Origin of the sequence: Alicyclobacillus sp. SO9, from assembly GCF_016406125.1 — a bacterium.
Classification (GTDB): domain Bacteria; phylum Bacillota; class Bacilli; order Alicyclobacillales; family Alicyclobacillaceae; genus SO9.
Map to the genome: position 1 here is coordinate 3,137,204 of NZ_CP066339.1, position 20,988 is coordinate 3,158,191.

The 20,988-nt window shown below is 45.0% G+C and carries 20 protein-coding genes and 1 other annotated feature; of the genes, 9 read left to right on the top strand and 11 right to left on the bottom strand.

Annotation, left to right across the window (positions count from 1 at the left end):
* Window positions 1–44 precede the first annotated feature (44 nt).
* On the bottom strand, window positions 45–1,316 hold the full coding sequence (locus GI364_RS14775) for an APC family permease (RefSeq protein ID WP_198850023.1): 1,272 nt from the start codon (window positions 1,314–1,316) through the stop codon (window positions 45–47).
* Between the two features lie 114 nt (window positions 1,317–1,430).
* On the opposite strand from GI364_RS14775, the gene GI364_RS14780 reads away from it, so the two are divergent.
* The gene (locus tag GI364_RS14780; RefSeq protein ID WP_198850024.1) at window positions 1,431–2,333 is read left to right on the top strand and encodes a LysR family transcriptional regulator; all 903 of its coding nucleotides are present in this window, start codon (window positions 1,431–1,433) and stop codon (window positions 2,331–2,333) included.
* A 317-nt stretch (window positions 2,334–2,650) separates the two neighbouring features.
* On the opposite strand, the gene GI364_RS14785 is transcribed toward GI364_RS14780, so the two are convergent.
* From GI364_RS14785 to GI364_RS14820, 8 genes are all read right to left on the bottom strand, one after another.
* A complete protein-coding gene (locus GI364_RS14785; protein WP_198850025.1) occupies window positions 2,651–2,884 on the bottom strand; it encodes a hypothetical protein in 234 nt (77 codons plus the stop codon).
* A gap of 180 nt (window positions 2,885–3,064) precedes the next feature.
* Window positions 3,065–3,520 carry a DinB family protein gene (locus GI364_RS14790; RefSeq protein ID WP_198850026.1) on the bottom strand — a complete coding sequence of 152 codons (456 nt, stop codon included), beginning with the start codon at window positions 3,518–3,520 and terminating at the stop codon, window positions 3,065–3,067.
* Between the two features lie 131 nt (window positions 3,521–3,651).
* Window positions 3,652–4,212: a DUF1697 domain-containing protein gene (locus tag GI364_RS14795; protein WP_198850027.1), complete on the bottom strand. Its 561-nt coding sequence runs from the start codon at window positions 4,210–4,212 to the stop codon at window positions 3,652–3,654.
* 59 nt (window positions 4,213–4,271) lie between these two features.
* On the bottom strand, window positions 4,272–4,928 hold the full coding sequence (locus GI364_RS14800) for a hypothetical protein (RefSeq protein WP_198850028.1): 657 nt from the start codon (window positions 4,926–4,928) through the stop codon (window positions 4,272–4,274).
* Window positions 4,929–5,200: 272 nt separating this feature from the next.
* Window positions 5,201–5,827 (bottom strand): alpha/beta family hydrolase, encoded by a 627-nt coding sequence (locus tag GI364_RS14805; RefSeq protein ID WP_198850029.1) that lies wholly within the window; start codon window positions 5,825–5,827, stop codon window positions 5,201–5,203.
* Between the two features lie 187 nt (window positions 5,828–6,014).
* Window positions 6,015–6,542: an MFS transporter gene (locus GI364_RS14810; RefSeq protein ID WP_198850030.1), complete on the bottom strand. Its 528-nt coding sequence runs from the start codon at window positions 6,540–6,542 to the stop codon at window positions 6,015–6,017.
* Between the two features lie 325 nt (window positions 6,543–6,867).
* Complete coding sequence (gene trpS, locus GI364_RS14815) at window positions 6,868–7,893, bottom strand: tryptophan--tRNA ligase (protein WP_198850031.1); 1,026 nt, start codon at window positions 7,891–7,893, stop codon at window positions 6,868–6,870.
* 158 nt (window positions 7,894–8,051) lie between these two features.
* Window positions 8,052–8,312: a binding site (T-box leader), on the bottom strand.
* Between the two features lie 86 nt (window positions 8,313–8,398).
* The gene (locus tag GI364_RS14820) at window positions 8,399–8,557 is read right to left on the bottom strand and encodes a hypothetical protein (protein WP_198850032.1); all 159 of its coding nucleotides are present in this window, start codon (window positions 8,555–8,557) and stop codon (window positions 8,399–8,401) included.
* Window positions 8,558–9,075: 518 nt separating this feature from the next.
* Between GI364_RS14820 and GI364_RS25420 the strand changes: the two genes are divergently transcribed.
* From GI364_RS25420 to GI364_RS14840, 4 genes are all read left to right on the top strand, one after another.
* On the top strand, window positions 9,076–9,534 hold the full coding sequence (locus tag GI364_RS25420; RefSeq protein ID WP_370541783.1) for a CPBP family glutamic-type intramembrane protease: 459 nt from the start codon (window positions 9,076–9,078) through the stop codon (window positions 9,532–9,534).
* A gap of 79 nt (window positions 9,535–9,613) precedes the next feature.
* Window positions 9,614–10,051: a hypothetical protein gene (locus GI364_RS14830; protein WP_198850034.1), complete on the top strand. Its 438-nt coding sequence runs from the start codon at window positions 9,614–9,616 to the stop codon at window positions 10,049–10,051.
* Between the two features lie 160 nt (window positions 10,052–10,211).
* Complete coding sequence (locus GI364_RS14835; protein ID WP_198850035.1) at window positions 10,212–10,817, top strand: hypothetical protein; 606 nt, start codon at window positions 10,212–10,214, stop codon at window positions 10,815–10,817.
* Between the two features lie 230 nt (window positions 10,818–11,047).
* Window positions 11,048–11,728: a hypothetical protein gene (locus GI364_RS14840; RefSeq protein WP_198850036.1), complete on the top strand. Its 681-nt coding sequence runs from the start codon at window positions 11,048–11,050 to the stop codon at window positions 11,726–11,728.
* A 192-nt stretch (window positions 11,729–11,920) separates the two neighbouring features.
* Here GI364_RS14840 and GI364_RS14845 read toward each other — a convergent pair whose 3' ends face one another.
* Entirely contained in the window at window positions 11,921–12,511 is a 591-nt protein-coding gene (locus tag GI364_RS14845) for a TetR/AcrR family transcriptional regulator (RefSeq protein WP_198850037.1), read from the bottom strand.
* Window positions 12,512–12,688: 177 nt separating this feature from the next.
* Here GI364_RS14845 and GI364_RS14850 point away from each other — a divergent pair, with 177 nt between their 5' ends.
* The 4 genes from GI364_RS14850 to GI364_RS14865 all read left to right on the top strand — a co-directional run bounded on the left by GI364_RS14850 (window position 12,689) and on the right by GI364_RS14865 (window position 16,225).
* Window positions 12,689–13,543, top strand: a complete 855-nt coding sequence (locus tag GI364_RS14850; RefSeq protein ID WP_198850038.1) for an MFS transporter — start codon at window positions 12,689–12,691, stop codon at window positions 13,541–13,543.
* 742 nt (window positions 13,544–14,285) lie between these two features.
* A complete protein-coding gene (locus GI364_RS14855; RefSeq protein WP_198850039.1) occupies window positions 14,286–14,507 on the top strand; it encodes a hypothetical protein in 222 nt (73 codons plus the stop codon).
* Window positions 14,504–14,713, top strand: a complete 210-nt coding sequence (locus GI364_RS14860) for a hypothetical protein (protein WP_198850040.1) — start codon at window positions 14,504–14,506, stop codon at window positions 14,711–14,713. Before GI364_RS14855 ends, GI364_RS14860 begins: the two co-directional genes overlap by 4 nt.
* A gap of 582 nt (window positions 14,714–15,295) precedes the next feature.
* Window positions 15,296–16,225: a tyrosine-type recombinase/integrase gene (locus GI364_RS14865; protein WP_198850041.1), complete on the top strand. Its 930-nt coding sequence runs from the start codon at window positions 15,296–15,298 to the stop codon at window positions 16,223–16,225.
* Between the two features lie 471 nt (window positions 16,226–16,696).
* Here GI364_RS14865 and GI364_RS14870 read toward each other — a convergent pair whose 3' ends face one another.
* A complete protein-coding gene (locus GI364_RS14870; protein WP_198850042.1) occupies window positions 16,697–20,902 on the bottom strand; it encodes an NACHT domain-containing protein in 4,206 nt (1,401 codons plus the stop codon).
* Between the last annotated feature and the right edge of the window lie 86 nt (window positions 20,903–20,988).

Here is a 20,988-nt window from a genome sequence, read left to right on the forward strand (position 1 = left end):
GCAATCAACTGTCACAGTTATAAAGGAACCATGTCAAACCTAGTTCAAAGCCCGATACTTCCGTATCGTGCATTATGGCGGGTCACCAGCCACCCTGCACATGCAAGCAAAACCGGGTACACCATGGCCCATCCGCTCAGTGGATACAATCCCACACAAACCAAGAGTGGAATCAGGGGAACCGCTCGCTGGCCAAGGCTTCTGTCCTTCATTAATCGCAGTGCAGCCATCATGGCAATTCCATACAGCACTAAAAACACTGTACTTGGCCACTTAATAAGAGTGCCAAGATTCACATGAAACAGTGTATAGGTTCCGAGTACTACAGCGAAATCGACGGCCAGTGCTGCAAGTGATCCCGTTGGCGTCTGATTGCGTGGATGCAGTTTAGCAAGAAACGATGGAAACACACCAGACCGCGCCTGTGAAAAGAGCATTCTGGAAAATCCAGCAACATTGCCGTGAATCGCTACCATCGTAATGAACAGGGCCATGGTGCCGGTTATCTTTAATCCAGCTGCGCCAAATCCAATTCCTACAAGTTGACTTAGGGGCGCAAGTCCATCTGCCGTGCCATAGGCATGTGTTCCCACCGTCACAATCGAAAGCGCCACGTACAATCCACCAACCAAACTTGGTGCAAGAATAAAAGTTCGGCGCAAATCCCTTTGAGGTTCCTGAAACTCCTCTGTCAGATGTCCTACCATCTCCCATCCGACAAAGCACCAAAAGATTTCGATGCTAGCGGTGCCGACTGACAACCAGCCATGGGAGACAAACGGCTGAAAATTCTCGGCGTGCATATGTGATGCTGCAGCAACAATGGAGGCAACCAACAAAACAGCGATGAGAACCAGAATAAGGACTTGAACCCAGGATGCAATTTGTACTCCTTGCCGATGGAGTATCAAGGATACCAGCAGCATGATTGCGGCCATTGAAGGTATAGTCCAGTGGGGTAGCCCAAAAGTGCTCTCGACGTAGCTCGCTCCAACCAGTGCAATGATGGGTACGCCAACTGGAATTGTTCCCACAAAGAGCCAAGCCGTAACGCGGCCTGCTGTCTCTCCAAACGCCAAACGTGTGTATTCAACAATACCCCCGGCATGCGGATACTTTGCTCCGAGCCGTCCCAGTGTTATTGCAAGGGGGAATGCCAGAAGAGACATCAGCAGCCATGAGAGAAGCGAGGCAGGTCCCGCCATCTGTGCCGAAATGGCCGGAAGAATGAGAATACCGGATCCCAAGACTGCACCAATGGCCACCGCCGTTCCCTCAACCCAGGTCAGTGTTCGTTTAAGACTTGATTCTGCCATTGCTTGCACCCCAGTCGATAAAATAGCTTCTCCCTCAGGGTACACGCGTGGTACTATCTTGTCATACGATTATTGTGATAGAGATAATCGATTCAACCGATTGGATGGATGACGATGGAACTCAAACAGTTGCAGACATTCAAAGTTTTGACGGAGGAACTCAATTTCACTCACACGGCAGCACGCTTGAACTACGCTCAGTCTAGTGTAACAGGACAGATACAGGCTCTGGAACAGGAATTGGGTGTGCAATTATTCGAGCGCCTGGGGAAACAAATTCGCCTCACGGAAGCGGGAGCGCGATTGCTGCCGTATGCGAAACAGATATTGAGCCTCGCCGAAGAAGCACACCTGTCTGTACCGGATGACCGTCGTCCGAGCGGAACACTCACCATCGGTGCAGTAGAGAGTTTGTGCACATACCGCCTCGCGCCTGTACTCATGGAGTTTCGAGCGCAATATCCAGATGTCGAGTTGGTTTTCAAAACAGGTATCTGTGCTGATTTACGCAGACAGGTTCTGCAGGGGGATTTAGACTTGGCCTTCACATTGGAAGAAGCCGGACATGATGAGAGATTAGTCTTCGAAGTGTTGATGCAGGAACCCATGTTGGTTCTAGCCCGCAAGGGCCATCCCCTGGAAAAACTGAGCCAAGTGATGCCTTCAGACCTGAAAGGCGAAACCCTGCTTGTAACGGAGCCAGGGTGCAGCTATCGTATGATGTTTGAATCTTCACTGGCCGCCGATGCCCCACAAAACCCTAGAGTAGAGTTTGCCAGTGTAGAGGCCATTAAACAGTGGGTTATGGCAGGATTGGGCGTGGCACTGCTACCTCAAATGGCAGTAGAAAAGGAACTGCAAAACGGAGAACTGGTGTCCATTTTGTGGGCCGGTCCCGATTTTCCCGTTGTGACGCAGATGTGTTGGCATAAAGACAAGTGGATGTCTCCTGCAATGCACAGTTTTGTTGGTATCGTCCAGAATGATATTGTATCGCAGGACCAAATCAGCCCTTAAACTGGCCCGTCACAACAGCGACCGTTGAAATCTGCCCTACATTTGCAATAAACAACTGGAATAACTTTCAAAATGCGTAGGACGGAGCCCACTCATGTAAATGAGTCTGCAATGACAGCATTGCGTATATCTCCATCTGAGTATGCGTGATGAAAAGCTTAGGTTGCACTAGTGGAAACGATGCTTGAATGCACTTGAGCTCCCCACAAGTCTGACGATGCGGCAGCATTCACTTTATGTTGCAAACCACAACGACCACACACCAACGATTGGCACAAAGAGAAGCTCAAAATAGAGTACAGAACCGTTATACTCCATCACATATAATTTAATGGATTAATGAATTGGAATAGGACATCAAGAAGGGGAGTATTTTTTGAGTCCAATAAGTTAAAGTTTTTTAATTCAAATTCCTCAACACGAACTTCGTACTCATTGGCTTGATAATGAACTTCTAATTCAGTTTTCTTTGCCTCACACTCTTCTTGCGTATCGTGGAGAAAAGCCTCGATTAGATTGTTATCTTTCCAAACCTGGACCCGCCACATCACTGGTATCCCCTCTCAACAAAATAATTCTTGGTTCTTCTTTCATGGTAACTTCAGCACCTGTATAGAGCTAGATTCCAAATTGATACTCAGTATCCTGTATCGACTCTTGATATTAATGCTATTTAATTGGGCCCTAAGTTTAATAAACGACGGCGACCCGTCGTTCCAGAATCGTCCCCGTTAGAGCCTCGCGAATGTGATGTAATCAACCTGGACCGGCTCTGCCGACTCGTTCCGAAGTGCCCGGTTGATCTGTCCCCGATGATATTGCCCATGTAAGAGGACCTGCGACAGAATGTCGCGGACGGACGTTCGGAACGGAACCCCACTCTGGTTCGCATAGTCAACCATCTCATCCAACTCCGACTCCTTGAGTCCTTCGATATAGACGCGATAATGTTCGGCGTTTTCTTCGAACATCATCCCAATGTCTTTCAGGTCTTCCGCTTCCTCCCACAACGAATACTGCGCACTACCTTTGTCCTGTAATCGCGACAGCCATACTCGTTCTGCAATCGCAACGTGCCTAACCAGCTTCAGAAGGTCCTTATACTTCGTCTCACTCTCCTGAACCGCGTCCAAAATGCGACCGTCCGCCCAGTACAGGTGCTCCATCATGCGCTTGAGTGTCTTCATTTCCGGTTCCTCCTCTTCATTTCATTTATTTATATGGAACATTATTTTGCTGTTTGATCCTGTACTGCTAAGACTGAGTATAAAGAATTTCCAATGGCTTCTTCAGTACTTTGAATAGCCAGGTCAATACTTTACGTTTCCATGGATTTTGCTAGAACGTTGAGTTTATTCATGGTTTTCCAATTCCGTACGGTAGAAGGGGTTTTTAGGCGAATTAGACTGTTCGCAAGCTTCGAATTCCTAATACCTTGGCGAAGTAATAGATATACCTCGCGGCCTCGCACCCGAAAGTCGTCTATTTCAGAGCGCAATCCATTCAATTGGTCAATGTCTTCAGGAGCGGGAGAGTCAAGTAATAACGAAACATAAAAGGTCACTGCGTCCGTAGATGCTTCTGCTTCTCCTCGCTCTTCTTCCGAAAATGGGCAGTCTGTGATAATCTGTTCCAATTCAACAGAAGTCCTTAATTGAATCGTAGTTGACACGGAGAAGGTCTTCTCCAGTTCCTGTTCGATCCGCTGCCTCAGAGACGTCACATTCTCATCAGAGTCAAATAGCACATTGCCGCTTTGAATATATGTCTGAACTCGATTGATCCCGACTGACTCAAACATTCGCCTCAAATCAGCCATCTTAATTTGATTGTGACCCCCAACGTTTATACCCCTTAACAGTGCAACGTAAATTGTCATGAAATCAATCATTCCCTTTAAAGGATTTTACCTACCACGGTGGTCACTCGTATAGCCGCCTAGTTCGTTCGCATCTGACCCGTACTTACCATAAATTTCTTAAAGTCCTTACTGAACACCCCAACATCGAGTCCTGATAAGTGGCTGAATTGGTCATTAATTTCCTGAACAGTTGTTACAGACCTAGGCATTCCTGTCAAGATGTTGTCTGTCACTTGAGCATGCATAAAATTCCGGTCAGCCACCAGTGTCTTCATAGATGTGGTCACTTGGTAGCTCCCTTTTGCATAGGTCCCAGGGTCATACATTCCCTCGATTTCCTGACTCAATTGGGACGCAACGCCGCCTAAACGACTAAAGGTTCGTGACTGTTCTCCGTTTGACAAACCGGATACGCCGTTCGCAAGTTCAGCGGCCATATTCATGTATTTATCAGCCATAAACAGCGCAGTGTTGGGAGGTTCTAGGAACGCACCTTTCCTAGGCTTCTCACCCCTGCCTTCAGAATTAAGATAGGAATTACCGATTAACATTAATTGCATCCACTGATTGTAATCTTGAATTTCCATTTTTCTATTGGCTTTCGTGGCATGATACGCGCTGTAAGCGAACCAAATCGCTGTAGCGCTTGCGACAATACTAATGACCGTCAAAACCTTTGTTACAGTAATGCTCTTCATCACACTCATACTCTTCATCGAATCACCTACCATCATCAGAAACAGAGTCTCGTGCATCGTCTACATTATACTAAACAACCATTGGGTTCCTTGGTATCGACGCGGTCTAAGTCTGTCCTTCTCAACCGCTGTAACGCTCAGAGCAGGAGATTGCCTTCTAAACAACGAAAGTGTGGAAGGTGTGTCAGATACTGAGAGGGTGTAAGGTGGGGCTCATAAGTGTCTCTCTCGGGGTGATAGGAGTCATCCTTATGATTTTTGCGTGGTTAACGCACGTGCTTACTCACTAGTGTAAACCAATGCACATGTCACAGATGTTTACAGAAGCCGCCGCACAGCATAGCGGTGGTTTTAAGAAGATCAATGGACTCTCTGTAATTGTCGGTTTCGAGCTGGTGATTCGCTCCCGACAGGACATGTAATTGGACATTTGGCAAGTTCGCCACTTCACTAATATCAGAGCTATTAAATAAACTATCATTGTCTCCCACAACGACGAGAGCATTTTCTGCGTCGCGAATCGAAGGGATGACTTTGCGCAAAGGCGTTAGAAACACGTGGTTTTCAACCGAGAAGCCTATGTTCCGCGCGACTTCAGTTTGGATAATCGTACCTAGACTCTTGCCGATGAATACGACATTAGAATACTGCTGGCCGATATTGTTCTTTAACGCAACGACGATTTCATCGACCAAATAGCTCTGGTCCTCTTCCTGAAGGTCCGCCCTGTTAGCTTGATAGCCATACTCAACTCCGAGCACGTCGCAGCCTGAGTCATAAGCGGCGGATGCGGCATACCTCATAAGGGGAGCATCTAAAGGATAAGCAAAACCTGGAAACAAGACCGCAAGTTTGGACGAACTCGGCGTCTGCTGTACGAAGGAATAGCTGGCAGGTATGGCACCCCACCTTGTAGGTACATGAATCGTCGACAACTCCCTCACCCCACTCGATAGATTTCATCACATCAACATGCCGATGCTGAATTACGTGAAGTATACCAGCAAAACTGATGGAATAGCTAGCACACCGTGTTGTCGCTGCGGATGTTGTTGCTGACACCAAATTATGCCCTTAAGCCACAACTTGTATTTTCAAAACATCATTTGCCCTTCATTCATTTCATTTGCTCGTTGGCTTCCACAACAGTGCACAGCCAATGAATAACAAGTATAGAACAGCTATCGTCCAAAACAACCCGCCAGGACCCAACCAGGTCATCGTCAAACCGCCAACCACGGGTCCTGTCATGAGGCCAAGACCGAGGTTGGTGACGGCCAACTGATTGGCGGTGGGAAAATTGGTTGAGCCAACGAGATCGCTGAGATAACCCAGACTCAAACTGAACAGTGTATCCAGAAACGCCCCGACGACAAAACACAGGCTGACAAATAACATGGTCCATCCGGTTGCCGCCGGAAGCAAGCTAAACAACACCACACCAACTGCTGAACATGCTATCAGGACGGCTTTACGCCCAAGGCCATCACTTAGATGTCCAAGTGGAAACTGGAACACAAGACTCCCAATGACGAACGCTGCGAGTGACGCAGAAACAGCCCCCAGAGACAATCCACCCCGTTGTGCGAAGAGCGGCAAATCGCCAGTCAGGGCGGATTCCATAAAGCCGAAAACTAATGGAAAAGCCACCACTGTACGTTATCAACCACTACAAACAGACAGATAGTAAAGATACCGATGACCAGCGCCCATGTAAGCAAACTACGATACCTACCCGCCGAGAAATCCGTCCCACAAACACCATAGCAACCACTAGACCGGCGTAGGTATCACTGGTGCTGAGACTGTTCATGAGAGGAGAAATGTGTCCTGTCTGAACCGATGCCATCCACGGAATCATGAGACCCTGACTATAGGTTACCGCCATTGCGGCACAGATAAGGGCGATGAAAGTGCGAGTCTGTCCCGGAGGGATAATTCCGCTATCGATCCGCTTCGATTACCACCACCCCCATCAACCGCGTATCCCGTCGTTGTCGAAATTGTAATTCAACCCCATTGCCTCACGCACTTCACGCATCGTTTCCTTCCCAATGTTCCTCGCTCTCTCCGTGCCGGCAATCAGTATTTCATCAACCTTGTGTGGGGCCGATTCGTACATTCGCCGAGTCTCACGCATTGGCTCTAACAGATTGTTAATTCGCTTGCCAACTCGCTCCTTGCACTCGACGCAGCCAAGAGTGCCGGAGCGGCATCCAGCGGCAATTTCCTCGGCGCCCTCTGATGCAAACGCCTGATGATAAGTGAAGACAGGACAGACCTCTGGATTTCCTGGGTCAGACTTATGGATACGATTGGTGTCCGTAACGGCAATCCGAATCTTCTCTCGGACGTCCTGCGCAGAAGCATCCAGCGTGATTGCATTTCCTAAACTCTTGCTCATTTTGCTCCTGCCATCCAGCCCAATCAGCCGCGGAACTTCGCCCACAACAGCTTTCGGTTCCAGCAATACCGGTGCATACAACTCGTTAAAGCGGCGGACAATTTTTCGCGTTTGCTCAATGTGCGGCAACTGGTCGTCCCCTACCGGTACCAATGTTGCTTTACAGAAGGTGATATCTGCTGCCTGACTAACCGGATACCCGAGGAACCCGTAATACAGCTGGTCGTAGCCGCGATCGGCAGCCTCTGATTTGACAGTCGGGTTGTGGCGAAGAGCGTTGACCGTCACAAACATGGAGTAAAAGAGTGTAAGTTCGGCAATTTCGGGAACAAGGGATTGGACAAAAATGGTGACCTTTTCGGGATTGATTCCCGCCGCCAAATAGTCGAGTGTTATCTGACGCAGATGTCGTCCCATTTCCTTCGGAGCTTCAAAGTGCGTGGTCAGTGCTTGCACATCTGCAAGCAGGATGAAAGTGTCGTACTGGTATTGCATGTCAATACGGTTCTTAAGGCTTCCGACATAATGGCCCAGGTGAAGCTTCCCGGTGGTACGGTCTCCGGTCAGCACCCTGTCCACCTGCTGATTGCTCTGCATTCAAATCACTCCCGTTTTGTAAATTAGAATCCCTTTTGCACCACCAACCATCACTCATACCACCACCTCCTTGTTTCACGGGACCAGCTAATGCCTATCATCATCGGGCCTCTTTCCCCTTCTGAGTCAAAATTGTATATAAAAAGGCCCCACATCCCCCAAGGGACGTGAGACCGCGGTGCCACCCTCATTCGTCGGGGGTATCCCCGACACACTTTCCGGTACAGAGACGAGTCATTCATCTCGATACCTGCCTCTTGGTAACGGAGAGGCCCTCCCGACAATGCATACTACCGACGAAACGGTTTCAGCAAGCGACTCAGAAGTCCATTCAGCACCCTGTGCATATCGGCTCTCACCAACCGCCGATTCTCTGCAATGCACGTGGCATGCGTACTCGTCTTCGTCAACGTCTTTCCGATAGAATTTGTCTTATAATACACAGAACGGAACGAATCCGTCAATCAAGTACTGAATTATTAGGGAAGCCACTAAAGAAATGGTTCTATTTTTGATATTTCCCTTTACTTGCAACAGTGCTGACCTCTTGACTGGCTGTCTTTAGTTCATCGGCAGCTATCGCCAGCGTTTGAGTGAACTCGCTCAAGTATTGCTCATCGTTGGTCTTGAGATACTGTGTCCCATATTTAAGAGCTTGTAACATATCAGTGTAACCTCCAACCAAGTCCGTGTTCACACCGCTGACATCACGTCTATGTGGAAATGTTATTGCATTTGCATGCCTTTCCCATATACTACACTTATTGGCGTTGCGAACGACACTAAGGATGGATGTTATGAGATACAGCCAGGAACTCGTACAAACTATCAATTTTTCGGGGATATTAAAGAGCAAGTTTCTCTATGTGTACGCGGTGTTATTTACGCCCATGTTAGTCTTGAATGTTATCCCACTACCCACGTCCAATGTCTTTACTGGCATTATGGAAGTCTACGCTGTGACACTGTTAGTTCTCTCTATCATTGCCATGTTCAAACTCGCACCCCGGTTTACCCGTGTTCTTCAAGGACCAGGGGCTCTCATGTTGCCGGGGAAGAAGCTGGGACGCCTCCTATCCAAGACGCTTCTTCTGCTATTTTTCATATGGATTTCTGGTTGTTTTGATGTGATGGTTTTCTGGATTGATCCCCGTCTCCTTCAGTCCGAAACCATAAAGCCTGGTGTCGGAGTTGCCATTGTCTCTCTTTTTGCCGGACCCATGGAAGAAACCTGGCGTTGGTCGTTCATCATCATCCTTGCTTTTCCTTGGAACGAAATACCTCCATCGAATACACCCGTCTACTCTCTTTTGGGCCATTGTAGTCATCAGTTGCGTTCTGTTCGGCGTGGGACACATCGGGCAGCTCAAAGGCCACGATGTCGCCACATGGTTTATTTTGAGTCTCATGGGATTTTCTCTTGCCATGTATGCCTACTTTTCGCGTTCATTTTGGATCGCGTTGTTAAATCACTCTCTATATGATTTCGCCGTGTCCATCCACGCGATCTCCACATCCTCCTATGCCTGGTGGCCGTACTTAGTGGTCTTCTGGATAATCCTTGTATTCCTTTACTACAGATGGCGCAGGTCACGAGTGATTACAAATTTCAGGAACAATGCAGCGGAGGTATCGCAGTGAATGGCGCACAGCCTTCTCCGGAAAAGGAATTCCTGCATGTCCGTAACATCCCTCATCACATGCATAGAAGAACGAACCGATGAATCAATTTGAAGTACTGTTAAAAGTGAGGTTGGAGACCATGCTGAAAGCCGAACTCTGGTCCATAGCGGCGTTACTAGGTGGATTTATATACTTGAACCTTCCGTTTATCGGACGGTCCTTCGTAGAAGGAGACAATTTTACCGTGAAGATAACCAACTGGGCTCCAGTAATTATCCTCATCGTCGCCTTCATCTTGTATTTTACCCGACTATCCATGTTATCGAAGAATCGTAAAAATGTACTTTTCTATCCGCTTGTCTACCTAGCCAACTTGTTTGGCCTTTGGATTGTACTCGTCCTCCTGTCTCAAAACCACTTGGCCTTTTACAGTCATTACTATGATTGGTTCTTATTTGATGTACTTGCCATATTGTTGCTACAAGTCGTCAGTGTGTTTGTAGGCAGTCTTCTCGGAGTGCTGTTCCCAGACTAGACAAATTAACAAATCCACGTTACCACTGTACCTACCCCAATTTAATCAGCTTACTACCTTGCGTGTTGACCACTGCACGTTGGTGAAGGAATTAGTGGGCAAAGGTCCACCACTATTGGCAGGTTAGCGGAATAACAAAATCTAGAAATAGGAGGTTGAAATGAAAAAAAGAGAGTTAGTTCTTCGATTGTCTGCGATTTTGATATTGGCTGGAGGAAGTGCTTTCCTAGTTAGCAGAGGTCGGTCCAGGACTGAGGACCACGTTCCTTACAACGGTAATTTTAACACTCCAACGCTTAATCATATCTGGAAAGACATCTCTCAGTGGAACGTACGGACCCGGGTACAAAATCACAAAGTTTACGTTATAACGGGCGGATTGGGTGTTTCAAACCCAAAAATCATGCAAGCAGATTCCAATGGGAATTTTACATTCTCAGTAGGGGGCTCTCCTGGCGTTCAGTACAGGTTTTATGAATTAGGGCATTCACCAAATAACTGGATCCACACTGGCAGCGAAATCATCACCGCTCCCGGCAACATTCCCCCACAGAGTCAAAAAGTCCCCTGGGTGAAAAGAGCAACAGAGTCTGGGCAAACATACTTTGAGTGGGATATGTCCAAGTCATCGAAATACTACTACTTCAGACGAGGAAATACCTACATAACCCTCTATGAATGGACAACCGATTCCAGTACGTCCGTCCCGTCTTTTCCTGCCGATGTATTTACTCATTTAACTACCTTGAATAATCCTGTGAGTTAACTAAACTGTAAGTCAACACTATGATAAGACTCGCTTTTGAATGAATAAGCATTGACCCTTTGCAAGCATTAAGTCATCAAAGGGAAGCTATGTTCAATTAGACAGTGATAACAGATTTCGCCTCTCCAACGTCTATTTAGCAAAGGAGGGTGTCCTGAATGCATGAACACATAAAGCAAACCTCTGATCTTCTGCATGAGTGACAGGTACAAGCGACAGGTGGTGAATCGGTGAAACGTATACTCATACTACTAATTGTCACTGTGCTGACGTTGTCTATATTCGAGGTTGTCTTTGGTGGGCTTTGGCACATCGTAGGTTTCAACGATTCGGTCTCCCATTTAGCAGTGAGCTTTCCTGAATTCCTGATTAGGAACGTTGCGCTTCCGGTTCTGCTTACCATGCTCGTGGCACGCATGAAACCCCCTGTCTCCAATAAGTATTGGTCATTAGGTGCATTCCTAATTTGCCTGATACCATTACTGATGAGTACATCCGTTGGTTTGTATGTTGCTGAGTTTGCCTCTGGGCGTTATGAAGACTATCAAAGACAGAATATCCTTGGATTGATCCTTTCTACGTACTTCGGCTATATAGTGACTGGCACTGTACTTATAGCTTCCTTCAAATGGAAAAGTATGTTACCTAAGTTTGTTGTAGACCGTTTCTGGTACGGAGTTGTTGGTTTTGTCTTGGGTACGTTGGTACAGATCTACGTAGGAGCAGGTAGGCACGAGTTGATGAGGGTCGTTGTTTTCCAAATTGTCATGGGAGTCATTATTAGTATCGTTAGACGAAGGAAAAACTTGTTGATGTTGGTGGCAACAGGCACCATTGGTCCTCTGTTCCTTTGGTTTGGACAGGTTATGTGGTTAGTAGAGATGGCTGCATACCATCCTCCGAAGTTCTAAGAGAGTATAAGGTGTCCCTTTTTGCGCAAGGACACGTGCCTGAAGGGAATTCAAAAGTCTTCTTCAGGTCACAGGGGCGAATGCGACAGAAGCCTAGTCTCGGAAAATCGTATAAAAACACCGAATGCGGTATATTCACAACTGCGTTTCTTAATGTTAGCGTAGGAAAAAACGAAGATTCGAATCCATAAATTATTGTCTTAGCGTGGGCTTTGCATCATTTTGTTGGCGGTACCCCCATTTATGGCTTCGATCCAGAAGCATATAAAGTTGGTTTGCATCATCCTCGGCTGGGTAAGGCATCGAATGAGCAAGCCACCATTCCATTGTGCCAACAACAGCCGAAGCCAGAAAATGCACCGTCACTTCCCTGTTTATGTCTCCGTTTACCTCGCTTTTATCAACTTTCTTGGCAAGCCCCTGTCGGATCATAGTCAGCAGACAGTTTCTAAAAGCAGGGGCACTTTTTTTGACCAGCATGGCAGAATAGAAAGATTTATGTTGTTCCAAATATTTAAATATACGAAGCAACCCTCCTTCGCAAGGAAAATTACCTACGTCTCCGCTAGGTAGACAATTTGCAAATAACTGGTTTAAATGATTCTCTACGCACTGATTTAGCAGATCATACTTGTCTGTATAATGCAAATAAACGGTTCCCCGGTTGACATTTGCTTCCTCCGCAATTTCATTAATCGTAATCATTTCAAAATCCTTTTCCGACATGAGCTTGATTAAAGCATCCATAATCGCTCTCTTTGACTTGTAAACACGTCGATCCATACATGAAATTCTCCTTTAGCGCGCAGAGTTTTGAACACTAGGATAAAGGTTGTTGATTAATGAACAAATCCCTTTCAATTAACCATTGAGGCAGACTTATGATGTTGATATGTTAACTTTAGTAAACACATGTTTGATTTTCAACACGTGTCTTATTGGCAGAAGGGAGAAGGTGTTTTGAGAAACAACAAAGGGACTGACTCAAAAACGAATCTGGTCATTTTTATACTTGCCATAGGGTTGTTTGTTGTCGGGACAGTTGAATTGGGTTTTGCCGGTATTTTAAAGGTGGTATCTTCTGACCTCGGAATATCGATCGCTGCGACCGGACAGCTTGTGACCATTTACGCTATTATTTACGCTATTATTTACGCAATAGGCACGCCCGTCTTCACGTTGATAACATCCCGGATAGAAAGAAAGAAACTGTTACTGCTCTCATTAATTGTTTTTATCCTTAGTAATGTCATTGCGACCGTTAGCCCTAATTATTTGATTCTGATGAGCTCCAGAATTATTGGAGCAATCAGTTCCGGAATATTTAGCGTGTCTTCGGTTGCATTGGCGGCCAAAATTGTCCCTTCCTCCCAGGTGGGCAAAGCTATAGGAAGAACAATGATGGGATATACTGCTTCATTGGTATTAGGAGTGCCTTTTGGAACATTCGTTGGAGAAACATTCGGATGGAGAATAATATTCGCTTTAGTAGCACTGGTCTCCCTCCTGCCTCTGGCAGGAGTTTGGCTTTTTGTACAAAAAGTTGAAGGGGAGGAACCAGTCCCTTTAAAAACACAGTTCTCAATTATGCGGAACCCCGCAATGGTCATGGGTATGTTGGTGACTGTATTTATTCTCATTGGCCAATTTTGTTTATACACCTATTTAACGCCATTTTTGCATGCCCTGGCTGATTTTCATACGAAAGGAATAACGGCATCATTTTTTGTTTTGGGGATATTTGGGGTTTTGGGTAGTTTTATAGCGGAAATATCGTTGATAAATTGGGTGCCAGAAAGACGGCGTATGGAATGATAGGAGGCAGAATACTTGCATTTTTTTACTTCCATTGGTTGTAAAACATCATTTTCTTTTATTCCTGATCATGATGGTATGGAGTACAGCGGGCTGGGCGACAACTCCTGCTGTTCTAGCCTATCTTAGAACATTGGCTCCAAAAATGGCACAGGTAATTATTTCTGTTAATGCTTCCTTTATGCAATTGGGTATTGCTTTAGGATCGACAATAGGTGGGTTAATCATTAGCAGTCACTATTCTTACGCCTCGCTGAGTTGGTCTGCAGGCTTGATTTCCATAGTTGGCTTAATTTCCCTTATTTTTTCCATCACCATTTCTCACAGACAGAGCAATGCTCCGGGAAAATAAACATTTCTAATCGAAACCCGAATTGCCAGTTCATTTCAATACACGACAAGAATTCTGAGATTCATTGTAGCGGAGTCTCGACAAGGCGATATATTTCCCGAGTCCCTTTGTTTTGATGCTGCTAGAATTCGAGACACATTTGCGTTGGTTCATGTTTTGAAACGATATTTCAGCCAATAACCACCAGAGTGTGATGTGAGCAGCTCCCGTTATAAAACTTGGGTATACTAACGCGCACTTATTGGGCCATGGAATTAAGAAATGACGGTTGAAGCGCTGGATACTCAGATTTACGATCTGGTTTATCCTCCTGCTGGTGATTAGGCATCGTCGGATTTGTATTTACGCATAAATGGTCCAAGTTCTTCTTCCCGTTGGGGATGTTTTGTATTGCCGTACTGGTCACTCTATTTGGATAGTACTTATGTATTAGCGTATATTTTCTTTAAAATGTCTGCGGTACCCCTTATTGCGTCTACACAGGTATCTAACGCGGGGGCTGTGTTTGACAGCGTTTTGGAACTGACTGAACGCAATTTTGACGCCACTCAAGGCAAACCATTTATCGTGTCCTTCGTCTGGCGTCGGATAAGTACAACGTTATACCGATGAACGACGAACGTGCTGAAAGACGTATTGCCGGTAGGCGTTGGGACTGGTTTACACGTAATCCACTTTACGTACACCGTAATTACGATGAGTTCCTGGCAATCGCTGAGAAGATGAGCGCTGAACTGTGCCCACTGATTGAAGCGTTGAACTACAATGTACCGTTAGACGACGCTATGGAAGGTGCTGGTCTAACGTCGAAGATTTAAGAAGAACACGCTTCCCGTTAATTCGGTGAGGGCGTTTCTACATCAGACGTGAGTTTCATTGAAAAGTGTTGACAGTCACTAAAGAAATTGACACAGTCGATTTATTTGAGTAAAAAGGACAGAAGAAGGAACGACATAACTCGTCTCAAAGCCCGGCTGTAACGGAAGTTCTGTCTCAAGAGCTTTACGAAAGACGCTAATTTCGTTGATGTAGCGCGGAAAATGAGCCCAAAATATAGTTTTAACAGAAAACGGAATTGTAGACAAATCGATACTACCCTTAAAAACATTCGAGTCATCATATCCCCTAGTGGTATCACGACGATTGACGTTAAAAACCGCACCGCCACGGGGTTTATCCCAGCGTGACGGTACGGTAGGTAAAGGGGTATGTAACTGCAGAAGAAGCAAGCCTGTAAGCCGAGGTATACGTTCACCAAGAGTCAAAACCTCTCAATGCCTTGTGCTGCAAGGTTTCCCGGGAACACAAGTCAGATAGGCCTGGGTGAAATGTGCGATATCCCACTTATGCGTCCTTCAATTGATGCCTGAGTTACAGGCTACAAACGGAGGATGAGTTATATGCTGTTAGTCGATTGTCACAAAAAGTTTCTTTCGTATCTACGGCTTGAAAAAGATTACTCAAAAGAAACGGTGAAGAGTTATAGGATTGATTTTAACCACTTCTTAAAGTTCCTCGACAAGGAAAATGCTGAGCCAGAGCTTGAGAAAGTGACTACACCCATGATTCGAGATTTCATTACTTACATGGCACACGATCTAGGATTTCACCCAAACACGATTCGCCGGCGAATCCACAGTCTAAAGAGCTTCTTCAAATTCTGCATGACCCAGGAATACATCGAAAAAAACCCTACCCTCGCTGTATCAGTTCCAAAGAAACGACAAGCTCTACCCATCTATATTTCCCAGGACGATTTGATGCAGCTGATACAGGCACCGCTTGAGTATGGCGGTCAACGTACCCGAATCAGAGATTGGCTTATGTTACGGACCCTCGCACTAACAGGGCTGCGCCGCCAGGAGTTGCTCAATCTTCAGTGGAGGGATGTATGCTTGCGGGACAGTAATATCCTTGTGCGTAATGGAAAAGGGGACAAGGACCGACTCATTCCGATTCCGTCAGCCCTTGTTGATGATTTACGAATGTATAAAGATATGCGTGTTACAACTGACTATGCACCAGTATTTCCAAGTGTTAGTGGCAAGAGATTGGGTCCCAGACCTCTCAGTTCGATGTTCACTAAGTACGTCCACCTTGCCGGCCTCGATGGCAAACATTATAGCCCTCACAAGATACGGCATTCGTTTGCGACCTTTTTACTTCAGAAGAATGTCAGCTTGATCGAAATACAGGAGTTGTTAGGACACGCCGACATTACTTCGACTCGTATTTATCTGCACACCAACTCTAATCGCTTGAAAGACGCTGTGATGAGTAATCCTATTCTGGAACTTAACATGGAAAGCGGGTTTACTGCAGCTTTCTAAACGCAATCCTGTTCGATGCATGAAAGCGTAACGTTTTAACTCCACGGAATATCAAGTTCAAGGGCTGCATCGATTGCGTAGATACAGCCCTTTTGTTCTATCGTCTTGTAACAGTTCAAGGCGACAGAGGTTCTTAGTCATGATACAGCAAAGTGCAATCGTCTTCGAGTCTAGCCACAGTATCCCATAGCAAGCAATGCGATACGGGGCCAACCCTCGTGGAACCCTATTGACTACTTGCTACTCAGCGATTCTTCACTCCTTATCTTTCCGGAGTTCAATAAAATTCTGAACAGCTTCATCCGGTTTTTCGGAGATTAACCGGATGCATCCAGCTTCTATGGAGGTATCTTTTGTATACGTGGGGCAGAGGTACAAAATCATCCTCTGTATTCGTCATCTATGGACAGACTACTGGAAAACAACTCACTTAAAAGCTGAGGCTGTACAAACCTATAAACATCGACAAAATTAGAACTGTAATGGCCAATTGTCTTCGTCATATTTCCAAATCACGTCTACTCCTTCATCTTGTAGCCTTGCAACAGTTCTCCATTGATGAAGTTCCCTATTTGCAACCTTCTCCACGAAAATATCCCAGATGAGCGCCAGTCCTGTCTGGTGCAACATCTCTTCAAGAGATGTCCTTTCAATAAAAAGGCCCGTGTTATATCCTTCTAAAGCATTATCGAAGCAGATAACCTCCCCATCTGAGTTTACCCAATAACCCTCTCTTGTTTGTCTCAAGCTAAGCTGGTTAACAACAAACTCTGAGGGTATCAAGTAACGTATAGAGCCATCAATGGACTTATCATACCCCGTTCCCCAAAGATACTCCATTGTTGTCTCTTTCAATTCTCGTTCGGTTTCTTCATCGAGCTCAACGTCCAATTTTCTATCTACAAATACAGGATGCCAAAAATACTCTCTCGAAAACGCATTGTACTCTTCAGCCCAGTAATTACGATAGGAATAGTTATGCACTGCCTTACTCCTCGCATAATAATCTACTTTACCTTCTGGAACTAGTAATCCAGTTGCTTTCACAAATAGTTCCTTTTTGTCCTTGTAATCATCCTCATCCCTTCTTTCTTGCCACGAAATATAGGAACTCAACAACACAAACTCCTTCTCTGATTTCCTTATCAGTGTGATATCCTCAAGTGGTGGTATGCTTCTGTAATCATGAACCCACAGGTCCAAATTCTCTTCTGGAAGCCTGTACATCCCATTGTAGAAGTTGCGGGAGTTACCATTCTTCCTAATCAACATTGTCGGATCTATGTCTCGTACAAATGGATTCCAGGGCCCATTGAATGCAATTTCTTTATATGTCCTCTTTCCTGTTCCTGCCCGACGTGAATCATAGTCGATTTCACCCATTGTGTAATTATCAGATAATCTAGCTAGCAACTCATGAAAAGCTATCCACTGATATTTCTTTCCAATTCTCTCATTTGTATGTTCATGTCTATTGTCATTTTGTGTATATTCGGTATCGTATTCCCCGTGAAGTTCCACATTGTAACCAAGTTCAAATACTCTCTTCGTTGCAATATTGCTCAATGCTTGGGGGTCAAAATGGTTTTCCCATGACGAAACGACACTTTGAAAGACGTATCTTCCAAAATCCCCATACATTCCCGTTCCATACTCAGTCATCATCGACCTAAGAACGTTATTTTGACCCCAATATTTTTTCTTAAACCCTTCGGAATTGTAATCAAATTTATAGTGGTCAATATCCGCCAGTGTCGGAACGTATTCATACCACTCGCTCCTATAGGGCGGTCTCGCCTTCGCAATATCAACAGCACCATCCTCCATCCCTAAATGGAAGGAAAATTCCACGATCCCTCTTGCATAGTCTCTCAATAAGATATGGGGATAGGTCTGTTCCTTAGCAAAAATGGTTTTATAAACATACTTGCAAAGAATGTAAATATCTTCTTTGGATGTAGCTCTTAAAGCACACCCATACGCTGCACCATACAGCCTCTCGTATACATAAGGGTCATTCACTGCTTCAAAAGCTACCAATACGTCTATCAAAACCCCAATTCTGTCTTGAAGCAGACAAACTAAGGCCTTGGTTGCTGCATCTCTTAGTGGTCTGTTTGGACTCGTCAAAAACCACGAAATAATTATGGCTGATAGCCTTACCGATTCATCAGAAATATAAGTGCGATCTTCAGTTGTCCATGACCAATCAATGACCCTTTTGACACCTGTACTTTCTGAAAAGTGCGTACTGATGTATGGTGTCCACCACGCATCTCGTTCCGAAAGAGATTGTTTCATCAACATGCTATGTACTCGATCTGCATTGAAGAAATTTCTGGGGCTAGTTGCAGTAAGTATTATTGAATCCCAAAATTTATCGAAGGTGCCTTTTCTCCTCAATACTTCTTTGTTCACGTACGGCAGTACCTTCTCGCTGATGGTGTCCACCTTTCTCCAAATCAGACTACCAACAAAAGCTTCCACCACTGGATAAAAGGATTTACAATAAGGTGCTACCTCATATAGTTCCATCCCAATGGCCTCTGGCAGTTGAATAGTAAGTGCTTCGATAAGCCCCTTATTGATTTCACACGATCTTTCATCTTTCACATAACCATGTAACTCTTGCCCTTCTTGGAAGGATAGACCCGGGTTATCCTTAATTAAGTAGTGCTGCAGCAAATACGATACAGAAATGTGATCATCAAATCTTTCATAAGCAAAATAAACCCCAGTTACGTACTCTTGGCCATTGTAAAATAGGTTTTCAGTGATAACACCTTCATTGATAAGTTCATCAAGGAACCGTCGCCAATCACTTGTGTAGTCTCTAGTTTCATCACATACAAGTTTGTTTGCATCCTTATAAGGAACATAACCTAGTTTGCTTTCCATTTTCCTAGCAATCAGTGACATCACGGCGCTTCTCACTAAATTGATATTAGACGGATAGTCGAGCTTAGAGGCGGTACTTAACCTTTCATTGATGCTATTTACATAAAAATCCAAGATTTGAGATATCCCCTCCAACCCCTCGGGAATCACCGTAAGTCCTGAATTATACAGTCCTTCACAAAATATCTTTAGAAACAACGGGTTTTGAAATTCTGGATGGAGTAGTGGGACACTCGGTTGTTGAATGTTATAACTATCAAAAAACAGTTTTGAAGCTTCATACTCTACTTCCGCAAAGCCATAATGTGTGACCCTTATGGCAACGTCATTGGTAATAATATCAGAAGGTAAAAGCAGTGTTTCATAGGACGTTCTGACACTAATCACCAATCCTATCCATTTATATTTCCTGACAGTTCTTATAAACCCTCTGATATGCTCCGTCCAGAAAAACCTTCCTCGACCTTCATTTATGGCGTCGATCATAATCAATGCCCTTGAACCAATAGACTGAGCCTTCGCATTTATTGCTCCTAAAAACTCCTCTTCGTTCATATCTACTCTAAGTTGGTTGTTCAGAATTTGTGTCCATGGGTTGTCATCGTTGGTGAAATGCTGTCCCAAGAGTAGAATGGTTGGTATTCCCAACTCAGCCTTATGTTTTGCCACGTCTGCGAGCATATGCGACTTTCCAATCCCCGCTTCACCTTTCAATATCATTATCGGTGTGTTGGCAAGTAAGGAACTTGGTCCGGTCAGAAAATCGTAAAGCTCCGTTAAAGCAACTTCCAACTGCCTTAACGAATATAGCTCCGAGTTGAATTGATTACTTTCCAACGAATGCATATTCCCTTTGTTATCTTGGTTCGCCTTGCCTTCTTTGCCTCTATTTTTGTAGTAATATTCAACACAAATTCCGACTGAATCACTCATCTTAAGACAAATATTCGCCATTTTCGTTAATGGAACATCATTCATTTCGCTTAAGACAATGCCATCAAAGGCTTCCCTAAGAGTTTTTGAAGCGTCAGAAATGGCCTCAGCCGCCGACCTTAGGGTGTCTTCCCTCACTCCATTCACTATACTCTTAATATCCTTTTGAACTTGACGATACAGATGTTCAAATTGCTCACAGAAGGTCTGCTCTCTGGTAATCCCGTCAAAAGTCCTTGATAGATCCAACTCGAAGTTCAGCTTAGGGGTGTACCTTTTGCCTAGTGAATCAATGCTCACATCTAATCTGTCTCTAAACCATCCCTCGGAAAAGTCCTCAGCAGCAAACCAGAAAAACCTTGTACCAACATGCTTTTCTTGAGAGAGTCTTGAAAGCAATTCAGAGCTGCCCCAAAACTCGAATTCAATGTGTCTACCCTGAGCAGCAGCATGTTCTGTCCACGTTTGGACGTGTTTATTCCACTTATCCATAAACCACTTTTCGTTATCAATTCTTGGGTCCTGCCTGTCCAACGGAATACAAATGTAGTATTTCACCAAGCTCGAGTGCGTCCGAAATGCAGTCTTGAAAGACTTGTCCAATTGTTTCCACTGAGAATCTCCCATTGAATCAAAGTATTTAGCTTGCCAACCATATTCTTTACCATTCTTTAATCGACAGTATGCTTCTACACCCCCATCCGGTGCTCCCACTCTTATAAACGAGATTTTTCCCCTGATTTCCTCTCCACGAGCGATTTGACATACCAGCTCTTCAAACGCATTATTTTGTGAATTATTATAACTTCTTATGTTTCTCCAACTAAATTGCGTAATTGGTATCACCCTCATTTCGAACAAGGAGTACGGGCTATGAATCCCAAAAGGTCCAGACAACGTCTGCTGTACCCTCACGTTCCAGATACAGTCAA

Excerpts from the sequence above, each read along its gene's own strand:
- GI364_RS14795 (WP_198850027.1), bottom strand. The coding sequence starts at position 4,212 with ATGACAATTTACGTTGCACTGTTAAGGGGTATAAACGTTGGGGGTCAC.
- GI364_RS14865 (WP_198850041.1), top strand. The coding sequence starts at position 15,296 with ATGCTGTTAGTCGATTGTCACAAAAAGTTTCTTTCGTATCTACGGCTT.
- GI364_RS14845 (WP_198850037.1), bottom strand. The coding sequence starts at position 12,511 with ATGGATCGACGTGTTTACAAGTCAAAGAGAGCGATTATGGATGCTTTA.
- GI364_RS14775 (WP_198850023.1), bottom strand. The coding sequence starts at position 1,316 with ATGGCAGAATCAAGTCTTAAACGAACACTGACCTGGGTTGAGGGAACG.
- GI364_RS14860 (WP_198850040.1), top strand. The coding sequence starts at position 14,504 with ATGAACGACGAACGTGCTGAAAGACGTATTGCCGGTAGGCGTTGGGAC.
- trpS (WP_198850031.1), bottom strand. The coding sequence starts at position 7,893 with ATGCAGAGCAATCAGCAGGTGGACAGGGTGCTGACCGGAGACCGTACC.
- GI364_RS14800 (WP_198850028.1), bottom strand. The coding sequence starts at position 4,928 with ATGATGGTAGGTGATTCGATGAAGAGTATGAGTGTGATGAAGAGCATT.
- GI364_RS14835 (WP_198850035.1), top strand. The coding sequence starts at position 10,212 with ATGAAAAAAAGAGAGTTAGTTCTTCGATTGTCTGCGATTTTGATATTG.
- GI364_RS14820 (WP_198850032.1), bottom strand. The coding sequence starts at position 8,557 with ATGTTACAAGCTCTTAAATATGGGACACAGTATCTCAAGACCAACGAT.
- GI364_RS14830 (WP_198850034.1), top strand. The coding sequence starts at position 9,614 with ATGAATCAATTTGAAGTACTGTTAAAAGTGAGGTTGGAGACCATGCTG.
- GI364_RS14790 (WP_198850026.1), bottom strand. The coding sequence starts at position 3,520 with ATGAAGACACTCAAGCGCATGATGGAGCACCTGTACTGGGCGGACGGT.
- GI364_RS14780 (WP_198850024.1), top strand. The coding sequence starts at position 1,431 with ATGGAACTCAAACAGTTGCAGACATTCAAAGTTTTGACGGAGGAACTC.